The following is a 17,553-nucleotide window of genomic DNA, read 5'->3' as shown; positions in this document are numbered from 1 at the left end:
TCCAACCGTCCGGGTGGACAGGGAGGCAATGATATCTGGAAAGTGGAAGTAAAAGGCAATAACACTTACGGAGAGCCGCAAAACCTTGGGGATAAGGTAAACACCCCTGGTAATGATAACTTCCCATACATCACTACCGAAGGTAAACTTTACTACTCCTCAGACGGACGTAAAGGCTTTGGTGCACTGGATATCTTTGTTATCGACCTTGCCAAAGGAACAGAAGCTAAGAACGTTGGCCTGCCTGTAAACTCAGGACAGGATGACTTTGCTTTCAGTTTTAATGACAACAAGCAGATTGGATTCTTCTCCAGTAACAGGAGCGGAGTTGACCAGTTGTACAGCGCTACCCCAATTTGTGGAGTTGAGGCTATTGTAATGGTAAGAGATGCCAATACAGGCAAACCACTGTCCGGTGCTAAGGTAGCCATCCTAGATGAGCGTAACAATGTAATTGAGACCAGAACGGCCGATGCAAACGGTAAGGTAACCTACAGTGTAGACTGTGACAGAGCCTATACCATACAGGCAAGCATGCCAAAATACGAACAGAATACTTTCCCGATTGCCAAGACCCATGGCGGAGAGGTTACAGTAAATGCTAACCTTAGACCGATCGTAGAAATCGTAAAAGAAGTAGAAGTTGTACTTAACGACATCTTCTTTGAGTTTGATAAGAGCAACATCACTAAAGAGGCTGCTTTTGAATTGGATAAGTTAGTTGAGGCTATGAACAACAACCCTGAAATGGTAATCATGGTTAAGGCCCACACGGATAACCGTGGTAGTGCACAATACAACATGAACCTTTCTAACAAAAGGGCTAAGGCTACAGTTCAGTATGTCATCTCAAAAGGTATTGCTAAAGAGCGTATCTCCGGACAGGGATATGGTGAGAGCGAGCCTAAGGTTGACTGTAAAGAAAACTGCACCGAAGAGCAACACGCTCAAAACAGACGATCTGAGTTTATTATCGTGAAGAAATAATACGGACTTAACAAACCACCTATAATGTTTAAAGCGGTCATTTATTGACCGCTTTTTTTATTACCCCTATGCAGTATAATTCGTAAATTAGTACAAATAAATCAAACGATTATGCTTACAGGTAACCAAGCCAGAAAAGTAGCCATTGTAGGCTATAACAGAATCCCATTTGCAAAGCAAAACACAGCTTATGTAAATGCCGGAAATAAAGATATGATGATAGCAGCCTTAAACGGGCTTATTAAAAAATATAGTCTATCCGGTAAATTACTTGGCGAAGTGGCTGGCGGGGCAGTTATTAAACACAGTTGGGAAATCAACCTAATGCGACAATGTGTACTATCTACTTCACTTGATCCCAAAACCCCTGCATGCGATATTGAGCAAGCCTGTAATACAGGTATTGAATCGGCTGTGTATATAGCAAACAAAATAGCTTTGGGTCAGTTGGAATGTGGTATAGCAGGCGGCGTTGATTCTACCAGCAATGTACCATTAGTACTAAATGAACATATCAGGAATATTCTTTTATCTGTGAGGCGAAGTAAATCTTCTTTCGACAGAATAAAAAAACTCTTTGGTATAAAACTTAAGGACTTCACTCCTATCGCCCCAATGAATATAGAACCCGGTACAGGTCTTTCAATGGGTGGACATACTGAATATACTGCTAAGTACTATAAAATATCGCGTGAGGAACAGGATGCCTTTTCATTATCCAGTCATCAAAAAATGGCTGCCGCTGTCGATAGGGGATTTTTTGACGATATGATAACTCCTTATAATGGACTCACTATAGACAATAATTTACGAAGGGATACCTCTTTAGAAAAACTGGCTAAACTTCGCCCAGCTTTTGATAAAGAAAACGGTAGTCTTACTGCAGGGAACTCTTCTCCCCTAACTGATGGTGCTTCCTGTATTTTATTGGCAAGTGAAGAATGGGCAAAACAACATAACCTACCTGTATTGGCTTATATAACACATGCTGAAATTGCAGCTATTGAGTATGTAGAAAACAAACAAAACCTACTACTCTCCTCTATTTATGCCGCACCAAGAATACTACAAAAAGCAGGAATGAAACTACAGGACTTTGATTTTTATGAAATACATGAGGCTTTTGCAGCACAGGTACTGGCTACCCTAAAGATTTGGAAAAGTCCGGAGTTTACAAAAGAGTTTGGACTGGATGAAAATTTGGGAGCCATAGACAGAAGTAAACTCAATGTAAACGGAAGCAGCCTGGCAGCTGGACATCCGTTTGCAGCAACAGGAGGTCGTATACTGGCAACTATGGCAAAACTATTACATGAAAAAGGATCGGGTAAAGGATTCATATCTGTGTGTGCTGCGGGCGGACAGGGAATGACCGTTATACTGGAAAAATAAAACCGGCATAAAGCCGGTTCCTTTTTTTAATTGTTTTCCACGTAATCCTGTAAAGTCCCCAAAAAATGAGTCCACCCGCCATTGAAAGAATCTCTTGTAAAATTCTCGTGAGCAGGAAATGTTTCCAATCCTCTATGGGTTAATATCAGTTTGGTACTATCGCCTTCCGGTAAAAGTTCCCATGTTACGTATGACATACCTTCCCTTCCTTCGTACTTCCAGCTATAGGTAATCTTTTTACCTTCCTCCATTTCTGTAACCTCACAAAGGTGTACATAAACCTCTTTATCATCACATGAAGCAGAAAACTGAAATTTAAAACCAACCCTAGCTTCAAAAGCCTCTAGGTTAAAATACCATTGTCTCATTTTTTCAACATTGGTAATGGCACTCCATACCCTTTCGGCAGTAGCGTTATATGTACGCTCCATTACCAATGGTTTAGTTGTTGTTTCCATAATTAATAATTTATTTAGTTTGTTCATCTTGAAGGAAGCTACCTAAAGCATCCAGTTTTTCATTCCAAAACTCCCTGTAACGGTTAGTCCACTCGGCTACTTCCTTAAGCTTTTTTAGTTCGGCTCGGCAATAACGCTCCCTACCCTGCTGCTTAATCACTATCAGTCCACATTCGGTAAGTATTTTTATATGCTTTGATATGGCAGGACGGCTAATCTCAAAATTATCGGCAACAGCATTAAGGTTAAGCTCATTTTGGGCTAAAAGATTAATAATTTCTCTTCTGGTAGGATCGGCAATAGCCTGAAAAACATCTCTTCTCATCTATATTGTATTCTCTTCTTTATTCAGTAATTATTTTTTCTTAAATCGATAATCAAAAGCGCCTTTACGCAAATGAATGCCATATTCCATCCATGCTTTAAAACAGGCAAGGAAATTAGCCCATCCTTCAGTATTTTCCTTGAGCCACTTTATAACGGGCTCAGTATTTTCCATACTCTTTTCGGTAACAGTTACTACCGTAAACCCATGTTTATAAGGCTTTAAGTTCCTCTCTACAAGCTGTGTATTTTCACCATTTTCCCAATAGTAAGAGATATATTCGTTATTAATAATCTTACCTACTTTCACAGATACATTCATTTCAATTTCAGGAAAGTTCCAAGTAAGGTTTTTTCCATCCTCCATCCTTCCTGAACTCTTCGATATAAAATAATTAATCATCTGTTCAGGATTAACTATCTTTTCAAACACCTCGTGTACTGGCTTTAAAATTTGCATTGAACACTGAATTTCTAATTGAGTTTGCTTTATAAAGCAAACTTTATAAAACGAAGATAAGTAACCTTTCGGTTACAAATATAAGAAACCATTTGGTTACATAATAAAAAATTTTCAAATATTGACAGATAATTATATTTTCGAGTAAAAATTAGAGAATGAAAATTAAATCCTTCTTAGCACTCCTTGTCTACTTTTCATTAATTTCCTGTAAATCAAACTCTATAGACAAGCAAATAAAATCAGCAGGTTTTTTTGAAGAAGATGTAAATCTTTCAACTTTCACAAATAATGATAAATCAATCGTATATTTTCCCATTAGACACGTAGGGACTAAAAACTTTTATAATAATATTCAATTTAAAGTAGATTCTTTGGCTTCAAAAGGTTTTGTGTTCTTCATAGAAGGAATAAATACAGACAGCACTAAACTTTCTATCCAGCGAATAGATACTCTTGAACTTAAACTTAGAAAAATAGTAGGAGGCAATGTAAATATTTATATTGATACTATTAATAGTACATACATGGGCTATCCTTTTAAAAACAATAAAGGACTAATTAATCAGCCAAAATATTCAAAATTAGGAATCAGTAAAACTAATAGTGAACATTCAGATGTTTCACTGGATTTATTAATTGACGAATATGAGAACAAATTCGGGACAATAGTACTAAGCGAATGTGATTATAATACATCACCTAATACAGTATATCAATGTATTACTGTACCTGAAAGTAATAAGAAATACATTGTACTGGATTTTAGAGATATAAAACTAGCTAAATACATAGCAGACTCTCCTCATAAAAAGATTGCAGTTATATATGGTTCAAATCATGAAAAAGGCCTTTATCGTGAACTAAAAAAAATAGACTCGTTATGGACTTATCTAAGTAAATAACTTTATTCAACCAACGTAATACATTTATATTTCATGCACCATCACTTTTTACTTTATAAGCCATTTGGATACTTAAGTCAGTTTATTTATAACCTTAAACGAAATAAAAAACTGTTAGGAGAATTACATGATTTCCCAAAGGGTACTATGGCAATAGGCAGGCTTGATGAAGACTCTGAAGGCTTACTTATACTCACCACAGACGGCTGGATGAGTGAGGTGGTTAGAAGTAAAAAAGTAGAAAAGGAGTACTATGCCCAGGTTGACGGACTGATAACTGATGAGGCCATAAAACAGTTAGAAAACGGAGTAGAGATTGGTTTTAAAGGAAAAAAATACACTACCCTCCCCTGTACAGCTTTCCGTTTAAATGAAGCTCCAAGCTTACCGGAACGTGGTAAAAAAATAAGAGACGAACGCCACGGACCAACATCGTGGGTTAGTATAACAGTTACCGAAGGTAAATTCAGGCAGGTAAGAAAAATGACATCGGCAGTTGGTTTTCCTACCTTACGACTGGTAAGAGTTCGTATTGGTAAAATAGCGCTTGGAGAACTGCAACCGGGTCAGGCAATAGAAATAGACTCTATAGAAGTATAAGAATTGAACACAAAACCTTACAAACCGCCATTTTTGTAAGTATTTTAGCAAAACTTTAAAATTATACTGTTCAAATTGTCCTACTTTTAGGGTGATATAATGAAGGAACAGCACAAAAAATACTTACGTAAGGGTATAAAGATTATACTTTGGATAATAGGCTCTTTAATAGGGCTATTTCTTCTCATTGTCCTACTTATACAAATCCCCTATTTCCAAAACATAATTAAGGACAAAGCAGTTACTTATCTTGAAAAGAAAATAGGCACAGATGTAGATGTAAACAAAATAGAAATAGGACTTCCTAAAAAAGTAATACTGGAAGGTGTTTATTTTGAAGACCAGCAAGGCGATACACTATTAGCTGGTGAAAAACTGGCGGTGGATGTAAGTCTGTTCAAACTACTTAAAAATGAACTCGAGATCAACTCGGTAACCTTACAGGGTATTGTTGCCAATGTTAGCAGAGATAAAGATTCTGTTTTCAATTTTGACTATATCATTGATGCTTTTGCAACAAATGAGCCAAAAGATACTACTGCAACTCCAATGAAAATATCCGTTAAAGATATAAAGCTGGACAGGATTAGGGTAACTTTTAAAGACGAAATTTCCAAAAATGATATTAGTGCCAACCTGACTCATTTTAATACCGAATTCAGGAAATTTGATTTGGATGAAATGGATTTTGATATCCCTGAAATTAACCTTGACGGACTTAAATTAACCTTAATACAAGGCAATATAGAAAAGGTTTTAAATGAAAATCAAAATACTATTAATAATACTACTAAGTCACCTAACCTAAAGTTTACCTTAAAGGGTATTAACATAGCTAATATAGATGTCTACTATCAAAATAACGATAGTAAACTTGACACAAAACTTACACTTGATAACTTAATCACTAAGGTAAATGATTTTGATTTAATCGGACAAAAAATTGATTTGGATAACCTTGAAATAACCGGATTAAAAGGTGAATTGGTTTTGGGCAAAACAATACAAAATACCACTACTAGTAACAAAACAACCCCATCAAACGACTGGAAATTCAGGCTTAATAAAACGGCTATTACAGATGTAAACTTCCGTTTTGAAGACAACAATTCGGTTCCGGCAGCAAAAGGTGTCGACTACAAACATCTCGATATTAGTGACTTTAATCTGGAAGCTAAGAATCTTTCCTATGCTACCGACAGTATTACAGGAAATATACAGTCGTTTACCGTTAAAGATAAAAGCGGAGTAAACGTTGAAAAGCTTACCACTAATTTCGCCTATACCAATAAAGGTGCAAGCTTAACGGGTTTATACCTAAAAACTCCGCAAACTGAAGTAAAGGATAAAATCATAGTGAGTTATACTTCCCTTGAATCTCTTAGCGATAATATTGGGCAAATGGTTGTGGATGCCGATATTAAAGGTAGTCATATAGGCTTTAAGGATATATTGCTGTTTGTCCCTACCCTAGCCGATACCAATCCGTTTAAAAGTGACCCTAACGGGGTTATGTACATTAACAGTAAGGTGAATGGCAGGGTGAATAATCTGCTTATCGCTAACCTTGAAGTAAGAGGTGTAGGCAATACTGTTATCGCTGCCAGCGGAAAAATAACAGGGCTACCCGATGTTGAAAAGGTTTATTTTGATATGGATGTAAGAGAGTTTACCTCAACAGCTGATGATATTGCTCTTTTCCTTCCAGAAGGTACTTTACCTAGTAACATACAACTCCCTAAAGAGCTTGCTGCAAAAGCTAAGTTTAAAGGAACCCTTGAAAATTTTGATGCCAACTTTAACCTTAACAGTAGCTACGGCAAAGCTAATGTGAAAGCCACATTTGACAGACGAAATAAAGATGCTGAAGTATATGATGCCGATGCTGAGCTTACTGATTTTGATTTGGGAAGACTTTTAAAAAATGATTCAATAGGTAAATTGAGTCTTAAAGCTACAGTTAAAGGTAAAGGACTTAATATGCAAACAGCCAATGCAGAAGTCGATGCTAATGTAATAGCTGCCGAATATAACAGCTACCTATACAAAGATCTAAAAGTAAAGGGTACTGTTAACAATGGTAAGTTTGATGCTATCGCCACCATGAAAGATCCTAACCTTGATTTTGAAGTTGTAGCTAATGGTGGGTTTGACGGTAATTACCCTAACGGAACTATTAAAATTAATGCCGACCTGATAGATCTCGATAAGCTTAACCTCCATGCGGGTCCGTTAAAAATGCGTGGTAATCTGGATGCCTATATAACCGATTCCAACCCTGCCAACCTGAACGGTAAAGTAAACCTGTATGATTTTATAGTAGTTACACCAAGGGAAGAGATTATACTTGATTCGGTTAAACTGTTTGCAGTATCATCACCTGAGAAAGACTCTATAAGACTTAGCTCTCAAATCATTGATGCCTCAATAGTAGGAAAATTTAACCCTGCAGAACTGGCAAACGCCATAACAAATACTATTTCCAAATATTATGATATAAACTCGGGCGAACCTAAAAAGGTAAGTGAAGAACAAAACTTCGATTTAAAGCTTAGAATTGATAACGACCCTATTATCAGAAAACTTATTCCTGAAATAACCCGTATTGAGCCTATAGAGTTAACCGCTTCTTACAGAAGTGGCATAGACAGCCTTAGTATTAAAGGTTCTATTCCGCGTTTAGTTTATGGTTCCAATACCATTTCGGGTGGTACTATAGACATTTCCACACAAAAAGATAGCCTTACCTACAATATAGTAATAGATGAAGTACAAAACGAACAGTTTATAGTACCTCATACAAGTATTACAGGAAGGTTAAAAAACGATACACTAACCTATCATCTGCAGGTTCTGGATAATAAGGACGAAGAACATTATTTGGTATCGGGCGAACTGAGAGCTAAAGGTGATAACACCGAAATATCCTTATACCCTGAAGGCTTGAGGCTTAACTACAACTTATGGGATGTAAACCCTGATAATGTAATACGCTTTGGTAAAAATGGTATTTATGCCAACCTGTGTGAAATAACCAACGAGAACAGTACTATAAAACTACAATCTAAAGAAGACGTGCCTAATGCTCCGTTAAATGTTGAACTGGACAATTTTAAAATTGAAACCATAACAAACATGATACAAAAAGAGGAGCTTAAATTAAGTGGTATTCTTAATGGTGAAGCCGAACTGCGTGATATAACCACTAATCCGGTATTTGTATCAAACCTTAGTATTGAAAATTTTGCCATAAGTAAGGATACTGTTGGCGATATAAAAATTAAGGTAGACAACACAGTTACTAATGTTTATAATGCCGATGTAAACATTACAGGTAACGGTAACGAGGTAAACCTAGACGGAACCTATACCTCAACATCCAAGTCGTTTGACCTTAGTCTGGACATGGAAAAACTGAACATGACCAGTGTACAGGCTTTTACCTTTGGGGCGCTTAAAGATGGTAACGGGTACTTATCAGGTAATTTTAAGGTTACCGGTACAACCGCGAAACCTATTGTAAACGGAACATTAGATTTTAATGATGTAGGTTTCAGGGTTACACAGCTTAACTCCTACTTCAACTCCATGAACGATAATATTACGCTAAATGATAATGCCATTACATTTAATGACTTTAGCATTGAAGATGAGGATAAAAACCTAATGATACTTAACGGTAAGATTACCACTACTGATTATACCGACTATAATTTTGGGATGACTATAGATGCCGAAAACTTTAAGGCTGTAAACTCTACCGAAAAGGATAATGATTTTTATTATGGTACTCTATACTTTGATACCCACCTCAACATTAAGGGTACATTAGAGACTCCTGTAATAGACGGTAACATCAATATAGATGAAAATACTGATTTTACGGTAGTATTACCACAGTCAGACCCTGGTATTGCAGACAGGGAGGGCGTTGTGGAGTTTGTGGATGAGGACAATGCTGCTTTACAACAACGCCTTAAAATTGAAGAAACTGTAAATCAAAGTGATGTATTGGGGATGGATGTATCGGTAGCGATACAGGTAAACAAAGAGGCCGAGCTCAATATGATTATTGACAAAGGGAATGGAGATTACCTGGAGCTTAAAGGTGATGCTAAGTTAAACGGAGGTATAGATCCTTCGGGTAAAACAACCCTTACAGGGCGATATGAATTTAATGACGGAGCTTACAGGATGTCATTCAACTTCCTGAAAAGGAAATTTGACATTCAGAAAAACAGTTACATCTTATGGACTGGAGAACCTACAGAAGCTACTATAGATATTACTGCCATTTATGAGGTAGAAGCCGCCCCTATAGACCTGTTAGGCGACGAACTGGCAACAGCTTCACCTTCCATCAGGAATACTTATAAACAAAAGATACCTTTCCAAACAGTACTTAAAATGGAAGGTGAATTGCTTAAACCAGAACTATCGTTTGATATTATATTACCTGATGGTAACTATGGTGTATCGTCAGACATTATCAATAATACAAAAACAAAACTGGCTCAGTTACGTCAGCAGTCATCTGATCTCAACAAGCAGGTATTTGCCCTATTGTTATTGAATCACTTTATCAATGAGAATCCGTTTTCAAGCGAAGCAGGTACAAGTACCGAGGCCATTGCAAGGCAAAGTGTGAGTAAACTCCTCTCACAACAACTTAATAATATAGCCGGAGACCTTATCAATGGATTTGAACTTAACTTCGATTTGGAATCGACTGAAGATTACACCACAGGACAACGTGAAAACAGAACAGATCTTAACGTTGGTGTTTCCAAAGAGTTATTAAACGACAGGCTTAAAGTAACCGTAGGTAGCAGCTTCGGTTTGGAAGGACCTCAACAGGCTAATGAGGAAACCACTAACATAGCCGGAGATGTTTCGTTAGACTATCAGCTAACTAAGGACGGACGTTATATGGTTAGGGCGTATAGGAAAGATGAATATCAGGTAGCCGTACAGGGACAGGTAGTTGAAACCGGTGTTGCATTTATCATCACTATGGATTATAATAAGTTCAGGGAACTGTTCCACAGAACAGAGGAAGAAAAGGAAATAAAACGCAGGGAGAAAGAATTGAGAGAGCGTCAAAAACAGGAGGAAAAAGCTCAGGAAGAACGTGAGAAACGTGAAGCCAGAGATAAAAGAGCCGCCAAAAAGGAAAATAATGAATAACATATCTAAATATATCATCTTTACTTTTCTACTGCTTATCCTTTATAGCTGTAGTAATACGCGCTACCTGCAGGACGGTGAAATGCTGTATACCGGAGCCGAGGTTAAAGTGGTAGATACCACTATGTCCAGACGTGAACGCAAAGACCTTGAAGCACAAATGGAAGAGTTGGCAAGACCAAAGCCCAACAGGTCTTTTTTAGGACTTAAAATAAAACTATACCTATACAATATAGCCGGTGAACCTAAAAAAGATAAAGGCTTTAGGTATTGGCTACGTAACAAAGTAGGTGAACCTCCCGTACTATTTGGGCAGGTAGATATGGACTACAATGCCGATGTATTACAAAGCCATGCCGAAAATAATGGTTACTTTAAGGCAAGGACATCGGCCGACTCTACCTCGTCAGGAAATAAAAAAGTTAAGGCTATTTATACTATAAAACCAAAATGGCAATATAAAATACGTAACGTAGAGTTCCCTAAAGATTCGGCGTCTACACAACTGGACAGTGCTGTAGCAAGAACCAAGCGCAGAACCCGACTTAGAAAAGGCCGCCCTTATGACCTTGATGTTATTAAAGATGAGCGGGACCGTATAGATCAACGCCTTAAACAAAAGGGGTATTACTTTTTTAATCCCGACTATATACTGGTAAGAGCCGATAGTACCGTGGGCGACCATCAGGTGGATATGAAGGTAATAGTAAAAAAAGAAACTCCCGAAAAAGCCCAAAGACAATATACTATAAACAACATATACATTTATCCTAACTATTCTCTTAACGATAGCAGGGATACCATTAGGGCAAAAACAGTTCTTACCGACTCCATACAACAATACAGGGATTTTACCATAATAGATCCGCATAATACTTTTAAACCTCTTATATACGATCGTACCCTTTACTTCCATAAAGGAGATTTATATAACAGAAATGATCATAACCTTTCCCTTAGCAGACTGATAAGCTTAGGAACCTTCAGGTTTGTAAAAAATGAGTTCAAAGTAAACGATTCACTCAACAATACCCTTGATGCCTATTATTACCTTACCCCTATGCCTAAAAAGTCGATTAGAACAGAGCTTTCGGCAAAAACCAATTCGGCTAACTACAATGGGTCTGAACTAACCGTTAACTGGAATAACCGTAACACCTTTAAGGGAGCCGAACTTTTGAGTATTTCTGCCTTTGGCGGACTTGAAGTACAAATGGGCGGACAAAACAAAGGCTACAACATATACCGTGTGGGTGGAGAAACCAGTTTGGTATGGCCACGTTTTATTACTCCGTTTCCGGTACATTCCCCTAGTGCATTTGTACCAAAAACAAGAGCCTTGATTAATTATGAATACCAAAAAAGGATTCACCTGTATGCTTTAAACTCGTTCAGGTCGCAGTTTAGTTACTTATGGAAGGAAGATGCTACAAAAGAACATCAGCTTAATGTGTTTGATATAAACTATATTAGTCCAAATAACGTTACAGATGAATACCAGCAACAGGCCGACTCTATTCCCTCTCTGCAAAGAGTAATAGATAAACAGCTTATTATAGCCCCATCCTACTCCTACACTTTTACAAATACTAACCGTAGATATAAAAGGCATACAATATATTACAAAGGCTCTGTAGAAGTAGCAGGTACACTTAGCGGTTTGGTAACAGGTGCAAATGCAAAAAAAGGAGATACAATAAGCATACTTGGAGTACCTTTTAGTCAATACACCAAAACAGAACACGAGTTTAGGTACTATATGCGTTTGGGTAGGGACTCAAAACTAGCCGCTCGTATTATTGCAGGTATAGGTATCCCTTATGGTAATTCTACAGAATTGCCTTTTATACGTCAGTTTTTCTCGGGAGGTACAAATAGTTTAAGAGCATTCAGGGCACGATCTGTAGGTCCGGGGGTATATTATGCAAAAGACCAAAACGGTCAGCCACTTGAAGATACTTTCCTACCCGATCAATCGGGTGATATAAAGCTGGAACTTAATCTGGAATACCGAGCCAAGCTATACAGTATTATTCACGGAGCCGTGTTTGTAGATGCCGGTAATGTATGGCTTTGGAACAAGAAGGACGACAAACCCGGCGGTGAATTCTCTTCAAACTTCATTGATCAGCTCGCTGTAGGTACCGGTTTAGGTTTAAGGCTGGATCTTGACTTCCTTGTACTTCGCTTAGACGGTGCCTTCCCTATTAGGAACCTAAATTACAATACTAACAGGTATGAATGGGTTATTGACGACGTAAAAATGGGCAGTAAAACCTGGCGTAAAGATAACCTTGTATTTAATCTTGCTATTGGCTATCCTTTCTAGTTTTATATATTTGTATATAAACCAACTAAATGAAAGTCGAATTATTCTTTATGTTCAATCTGTTTGTTACCAGTCAGGCACAAACCAATGACCGTATCCTCTTGGGTATAGACCATGCCAAACAAGAGTTACAGGAGGCATTACAGGATAACGGTCATAATATTGTGAACGGTAAGGATGTAATTATAAAAGATACTGTCACAGCAATAGACGTTGCAGAGTCAATACTTTTTGAGATATACACAAAAGATAACATTATAAAACAACGCCCTTACGAAATACACCATATTGATAATTATTGGGTAATAAACGGTACTCTTCAAAAAGGATTTAGAGGTGGAACTTTTCTATGTATTATTGACGACAGAACAGGCGAAGTTTTAAAAATAACCCACGGAAAATAATGAAAAGCTTTTTACTTTACTTTATACTATTCACAACATTTTGCTTTTCTCAGGAAGCAGAACATTATAAAACAAAAGAGTTTGATGTTGCCATTTTCCCGGAAACCTATAGGGAACTACTTCCGGAAAAAAGGTTTACCCCTACTCATGAGAATATAACAGAAGCCGAACTGGCATTACGTACAAAGCTTGAAGACCTCAACTATCTGTTAACCCACCAATCAGACACTCCGGTAATACATAAGAACCTAAGCAAATACCTTAAGCAGTATTTTGGTTATATAGATGAAAACGGTAACCGCATATTAATTATCAATTGCTTTTGGAAGAATGTAGATAAAATGGCAAAAAAGTTATGGCTTAAAGACAGGATAACCATTTTTGACGGAGGAAGTTTTTACTGGAATGTAAAATACAACCTTGATAACGGAGAACTATTTGACCTTGAAGTTAACGGAAATGCATAATATAAAAACATACAAACATAAATGGATAATATTATTACTTACACTAAAAAAGCCCCTGTGGCTAAAACTGTTTTCGGATACGCATTAATGATTTTAGGATTTGCGCTTTTAGTTACCGGAGATCTAATTATGGGAGTAATTATGATAGTGTTAGGTGCGGGTCTTAATACTAAAGAAGGCTCTGAAATAAACCTTACTTCAAAAACATACAGAACAATAAGGTCTGTTTTTGGAATAACTGTGGGCAACTGGAAACCCATACCCGAGTTTGAATATGTTTCGGTATTCAGGACGAAGGAAAATCAAACTGTACGTGTTGTAACTGCAGAAGCTACGACATCATCAGAAGTAATACTTCTTAATCTATTTTATAACAGAAATAAGCATATTACTTTCTATAAAACCAATAGTAAAGAGGATGCTTTTAAAGTTGCAGAACACTTTAAACTTGCTTTAGACATTGATATACTCGACGCAACTGAAAATGAAAAAAGATGGCTATAGTCAACGACTATCCCTTTATTCATAGGTAATGACAGATACATGACATGTAAATGTCGGGGTAAAGGCACGGCGGATAGGATACATTTGCTTCATAATCTAAAACTAAAAATCATGAAGAATCAATCAATTGCCGAAAGATTAAAGTATCAGAGAAAAATTAAAGGATTATCTCAGGAAGAACTATCCCTAAGAACAAATGTTACCGTGCGTACTATACAACGTATAGAGAATGCAGATGTGAATCCGCATCTAAATACCATTAAACAACTTGCTGCTGCCCTGGATGTTGAAGTAAACGACTTATTACCCCTAGATGATCCCAAGGAAGAAACGATAAAAAAGAAATGGCTCTTACTTATACATGCTACTCCCCTTTTAGGCCTTTTCATTCCGTTATGTAATGTATTAATACCTCTTTTCCTTTGGATACATAAAAGAGAAGACAACCCTATTTATGATAAACATGGTATAAAGGTTATCAATTTCCAGATTTCGGTATTATTATATGCCATACTATCATTTGTTGCCTTAATGACTGTAGGAGCCGGTTTAGGATTTCTAATATTCATACTCACTGTACCGATTTGTATTGCAATAGTAATATTCAATATCATTTATGTGTTGAAAAAGGATAAATGCTACTACCCACTATCTATTCCGTTTTTAAAATATAAAAAAGGACCTACCTCAAAAATACTGACTGCTATTCTCATTATGGCTTTTGTTACAAGCTGTAATACCAAAAACAACAATACTATTGAGCGTTTAGACGGTAGTACTATTATAAAAGATTCTGTTACCTACAAAATTGACCACCTTACAAAAGAGGCTAATGTAACAGGAATGGCAGTAGCTATATTTAACAACAATCAACCGGTATATGAACATGTAACAGGATATAAGGATGCTTCAGAAAAATTGATCCTAGCCGATTCTACCAGTATTTATGGAGCTTCGTTAAGTAAGGCTGTATTTGCTGTTTTGACTATGAAAATGGTTGAAAACGGAGTAATTGACCTTGATACTCCTCTTGAGTCTTACCTACCTAAAAAGATCTATGAATATGAGCCACAAACCAAATGGCATGATGATTACAGGGATTTAGAAACCGACAGCCTATACCACAAAATAACTGCCCGCATGTGCCTTGCCCATACCACAGGTTTTATGAATTGGAGATTTTATGAACCCGATATGAAACTAAAGGTACGCGGTACTCCGGGTGAAAAATACTCTTATAGTGGTGAAGGCTTTGTATACCTACAGGTAGTACTGGAAAAAATTACAGGTAAAAACCTTGAAGAAATGGTGCAGGAAAATATTTTCAAACCCTTAGGAATGAATCATTCTGCCTTTGAATGGAAACCGAAATTTGAAAAAGATTTTGCTTACGGGCACACCAAAGACGGAAACCTTTATGAAAAAGATAAAGATAACGAGCCCAGATCGGCCAGTACTATGGAAACTACCTTTAATGATTATGTGAAGTTTTTAACTGCTGTGCTTAATAATAAATTAATCAGTAAGGAATCAACCAATGAAATGTTTAGCCCACAGGTAAAAATAAACTCCCTTACCCAGTTTAACGAAGGTGCAAAACTTACTACCGATAAGTACGAGGATATCAAGTTAAGTTACGGACTTGGGTGGGGTTATCTTGAAACTCCTTATGGTATAGGAGTTTTTAAAGGCGGGCACGGTAGCGGGTTTCAGCACTACTCTATTATCTTCCCACAATTGGGGAAAGGGATATTGATTATGAGTAATTCTGATAATGCCGAAAGCGTTTTTAAAGAACTGTTGGAATATAGTATTGCCGACAAATATATGCCTTGGCAATGGCTTAACTATATACCTTACAAATAATATAAAAGGGAATATCTCAAAAATACTAATGATTACGCATTGTCATTTTGACGGTAGGAAAAATCTCTTTTAAAAATAGTTTGAGATTCTTCATTTCACTACGTTACATTCAGGATGACATTCTTGAGGTATTCCCTATCTATGTTTATTATTATACTCTCTAATTAATAGCGCCTTTACGCTTATTAGGTCGTATAATCATACGTAACGACTGATCTTGTGAGAAATAAGCAATCATCCAGTTCCAGGCTGTGGCAAACCGGTTACGATAGCCTATAAGGGACATCACATGGATAAACAACCACATTAACCATGCAATAAAGCCTTTAAAGTGCATAACAGGTTTAGGTAAATCTACCACTGCCTTGTTTTTACCAATAATAGCCATAGAGCCCTTATCATTATATTTAAAAGGCTTTAATGTTTCTCCTTTTAATTCCCTTTTAAGATTTTCTGCCAGATGTTCTCCCTGCTGTATAGCTGTTTGAGCTAATTGCGGGTGCCCATCGGGGAAAGCAGCGTCAACATTAAGCATTATACAGGTATCTCCTAAAGCATATATATTTTCGGTACCCTGTACTTTATTATGTCCGTCAACGAGCATCCTTTTACTCCTTCCGTAACATTCCTGCGGAAGCCCTTCAAATACCATTGCAGATACTCCTGCTGCCCAAATAAGGTTCTTAGTCGTTATAGTCTGTCCATCGGCAAAATGGACTACATCATCAACATAATCAGTAACACGGGTATTAAGTTTAACAATAACCCCAAGTTTGGTTAGCGCGTCAAGTGTATCCTGTTGTGAAGCCTTACTCATAGGTCCTAACAAATTAGGTCCGCCATCCACAAGGTATATATTACTTACTGTTGTAGACAGTTCAGGGTATTCCTTACGTAAAATACCATTACGCATTTCGGCAAACATACCCGATACCTCTACACCTGTTGGTCCGCCACCGGCTACAACAATAGTTAGATACTTGCGGCGTTCTTTACTGTTTTTACAAATAGCTGCTTTTTCCATGCGTTGTAATAATTTATTACGCATTTCAATAGCATCATTAAGCGTTTTCATCGGGATGGCATTTTTCTTTACATTTTCCATTCCGAAATAATTACTCTCTGCCCCGGTTGCAAAAACAAGCTTATCATATTCCAGTTCTCCGTTGCTTAATATTACTTTATTCTCAGCCATGTTAACCGACTGAAATTCGGCAAGACGAAACTGTATGTTTTTCTTTTTTCTGAAAAGTTTCCTGAATGGGTAGCTTATACTCGAAGGCTCCAAATAAGCTGTAGCTACCTGATAGATAAGCGGCGGGAAAAAATTATAATTATTTTTATCTACCAGCGTTATTTTAAAGTTTTCATTCCCGGCGAGTTTTTCGGCCAAATTGATTCCGGCAAAACCTCCGCCAATAATTACAATTCTCATAGATGCGATTTTTTGTGATAGTACATGATTTATATAAGTTTTTACTTACTCATATAAGTACTATAAATTTACTGCTTAAAAAATTAGTAGCAATATGTAATCAGCTTAAATTGTAAGTTTTATGAAAACTTTGGGTTTTTAAAATGTAGGTTAAAATTTACACTTAAAAAGTGTTTTTAATTATCTAAGTTCCTTATAAGAATGTTAATATTATAGTATTTAAAAAACAGGCTTA

At 36.9% G+C, this 17,553-nt stretch carries 14 protein-coding genes; 10 read left to right on the top strand and 4 right to left on the bottom strand.

Annotated elements, in window-relative coordinates; translation table 11 throughout:
- Together V3Z67_RS12765 and V3Z67_RS12760 are read left to right on the top strand one after the other, a co-directional pair.
- Nucleotides 1-987 (top strand): OmpA family protein (locus V3Z67_RS12765; RefSeq protein WP_330443673.1); only part of this gene is annotated, 987 nt, incomplete at its 5' end.
- A gap of 111 nt (nt 988-1,098) precedes the next feature.
- Nucleotides 1,099-2,379: an acetyl-CoA C-acetyltransferase gene (locus V3Z67_RS12760; RefSeq protein ID WP_330443672.1), complete on the top strand. Its 1,281-nt coding sequence runs from the start codon at nt 1,099-1,101 to the stop codon at nt 2,377-2,379.
- A gap of 26 nt (nt 2,380-2,405) precedes the next feature.
- Here V3Z67_RS12760 and V3Z67_RS12755 read toward each other — a convergent pair whose 3' ends face one another.
- From V3Z67_RS12755 to V3Z67_RS12745, 3 genes are read right to left on the bottom strand one after another with little or no spacing between them, the layout of a single operon-like run.
- A complete protein-coding gene (locus V3Z67_RS12755) occupies nt 2,406-2,837 on the bottom strand; it encodes an SRPBCC family protein (protein WP_330443671.1) in 432 nt (143 codons plus the stop codon).
- Between the two features lie 10 nt (nt 2,838-2,847).
- Nucleotides 2,848-3,162, bottom strand: a complete 315-nt coding sequence (locus V3Z67_RS12750; protein WP_330443670.1) for an ArsR/SmtB family transcription factor — start codon at nt 3,160-3,162, stop codon at nt 2,848-2,850.
- 30 nt (nt 3,163-3,192) lie between these two features.
- Nucleotides 3,193-3,621 (bottom strand): SRPBCC domain-containing protein, encoded by a 429-nt coding sequence (locus tag V3Z67_RS12745; protein WP_330443669.1) that lies wholly within the window; start codon nt 3,619-3,621, stop codon nt 3,193-3,195.
- A 158-nt stretch (nt 3,622-3,779) separates the two neighbouring features.
- On the opposite strand from V3Z67_RS12745, the gene V3Z67_RS12740 reads away from it, so the two are divergent.
- The 8 genes from V3Z67_RS12740 to V3Z67_RS12705 all read left to right on the top strand — a co-directional run bounded on the left by V3Z67_RS12740 (nt 3,780) and on the right by V3Z67_RS12705 (nt 15,883).
- Nucleotides 3,780-4,526: a hypothetical protein gene (locus V3Z67_RS12740; protein ID WP_330443668.1), complete on the top strand. Its 747-nt coding sequence runs from the start codon at nt 3,780-3,782 to the stop codon at nt 4,524-4,526.
- A 33-nt stretch (nt 4,527-4,559) separates the two neighbouring features.
- Nucleotides 4,560-5,126, top strand: coding sequence for a pseudouridine synthase (locus tag V3Z67_RS12735; RefSeq protein WP_330443667.1), 567 nt, complete (start codon nt 4,560-4,562; stop codon nt 5,124-5,126).
- Between the two features lie 99 nt (nt 5,127-5,225).
- The gene (locus V3Z67_RS12730) at nt 5,226-10,313 is read left to right on the top strand and encodes a translocation/assembly module TamB domain-containing protein (protein WP_330443666.1); all 5,088 of its coding nucleotides are present in this window, start codon (nt 5,226-5,228) and stop codon (nt 10,311-10,313) included.
- The gene (gene tamL, locus V3Z67_RS12725) at nt 10,306-12,642 is read left to right on the top strand and encodes a translocation and assembly module lipoprotein TamL (RefSeq protein WP_330443665.1); all 2,337 of its coding nucleotides are present in this window, start codon (nt 10,306-10,308) and stop codon (nt 12,640-12,642) included. Before V3Z67_RS12730 ends, tamL begins: the two co-directional genes overlap by 8 nt.
- A 29-nt stretch (nt 12,643-12,671) precedes the next feature.
- Nucleotides 12,672-13,046: an NTF2 fold immunity protein gene (locus V3Z67_RS12720; protein WP_330443664.1), complete on the top strand. Its 375-nt coding sequence runs from the start codon at nt 12,672-12,674 to the stop codon at nt 13,044-13,046.
- A complete protein-coding gene (locus V3Z67_RS12715; protein ID WP_330443663.1) occupies nt 13,046-13,513 on the top strand; it encodes a hypothetical protein in 468 nt (155 codons plus the stop codon). The genes V3Z67_RS12720 and V3Z67_RS12715 overlap by 1 nt, the downstream gene beginning before the upstream one ends.
- Before the next feature lie 21 nt (nt 13,514-13,534).
- Nucleotides 13,535-14,017 (top strand): hypothetical protein, encoded by a 483-nt coding sequence (locus V3Z67_RS12710; protein WP_330443662.1) that lies wholly within the window; start codon nt 13,535-13,537, stop codon nt 14,015-14,017.
- 111 nt (nt 14,018-14,128) lie between these two features.
- Nucleotides 14,129-15,883 carry a serine hydrolase gene (locus V3Z67_RS12705; RefSeq protein WP_330443661.1) on the top strand — a complete coding sequence of 585 codons (1,755 nt, stop codon included), beginning with the start codon at nt 14,129-14,131 and terminating at the stop codon, nt 15,881-15,883.
- A gap of 160 nt (nt 15,884-16,043) precedes the next feature.
- On the opposite strand, the gene V3Z67_RS12700 is transcribed toward V3Z67_RS12705, so the two are convergent.
- Entirely contained in the window at nt 16,044-17,318 is a 1,275-nt protein-coding gene (locus tag V3Z67_RS12700) for an NAD(P)/FAD-dependent oxidoreductase (protein WP_330443660.1), read from the bottom strand.
- Nucleotides 17,319-17,553 lie beyond the last annotated feature (235 nt).

It is taken from the genome of Flavobacterium sp. C4GT6, assembly GCF_036347315.1.
GTDB lineage: Bacteria > Bacteroidota > Bacteroidia > Flavobacteriales > Flavobacteriaceae > Flavobacterium.
The sequence above is the reverse complement of the archived record's forward strand: the minus strand, read 5'-3'. Positions and strand labels throughout refer to the sequence as shown.

What these genes read in the sequence shown, in the direction of transcription:
- V3Z67_RS12760 (WP_330443672.1), top strand. Translation starts at nt 1,099, where the DNA reads ATGCTTACAGGTAACCAAGCCAGAAAAGTAGCCATTGTAGGCTATAAC.
- V3Z67_RS12755 (WP_330443671.1), bottom strand. Translation starts at nt 2,837, where the DNA reads ATGGAAACAACAACTAAACCATTGGTAATGGAGCGTACATATAACGCT.
- V3Z67_RS12750 (WP_330443670.1), bottom strand. Translation starts at nt 3,162, where the DNA reads ATGAGAAGAGATGTTTTTCAGGCTATTGCCGATCCTACCAGAAGAGAA.
- V3Z67_RS12745 (WP_330443669.1), bottom strand. Translation starts at nt 3,621, where the DNA reads ATGCAAATTTTAAAGCCAGTACACGAGGTGTTTGAAAAGATAGTTAAT.
- V3Z67_RS12740 (WP_330443668.1), top strand. Translation starts at nt 3,780, where the DNA reads ATGAAAATTAAATCCTTCTTAGCACTCCTTGTCTACTTTTCATTAATT.
- V3Z67_RS12735 (WP_330443667.1), top strand. Translation starts at nt 4,560, where the DNA reads ATGCACCATCACTTTTTACTTTATAAGCCATTTGGATACTTAAGTCAG.
- V3Z67_RS12730 (WP_330443666.1), top strand. Translation starts at nt 5,226, where the DNA reads ATGAAGGAACAGCACAAAAAATACTTACGTAAGGGTATAAAGATTATA.
- tamL (WP_330443665.1), top strand. Translation starts at nt 10,306, where the DNA reads ATGAATAACATATCTAAATATATCATCTTTACTTTTCTACTGCTTATC.
- V3Z67_RS12720 (WP_330443664.1), top strand. Translation starts at nt 12,672, where the DNA reads ATGAAAGTCGAATTATTCTTTATGTTCAATCTGTTTGTTACCAGTCAG.
- V3Z67_RS12715 (WP_330443663.1), top strand. Translation starts at nt 13,046, where the DNA reads ATGAAAAGCTTTTTACTTTACTTTATACTATTCACAACATTTTGCTTT.
- V3Z67_RS12710 (WP_330443662.1), top strand. Translation starts at nt 13,535, where the DNA reads ATGGATAATATTATTACTTACACTAAAAAAGCCCCTGTGGCTAAAACT.
- V3Z67_RS12705 (WP_330443661.1), top strand. Translation starts at nt 14,129, where the DNA reads ATGAAGAATCAATCAATTGCCGAAAGATTAAAGTATCAGAGAAAAATT.
- V3Z67_RS12700 (WP_330443660.1), bottom strand. Translation starts at nt 17,318, where the DNA reads ATGAGAATTGTAATTATTGGCGGAGGTTTTGCCGGAATCAATTTGGCC.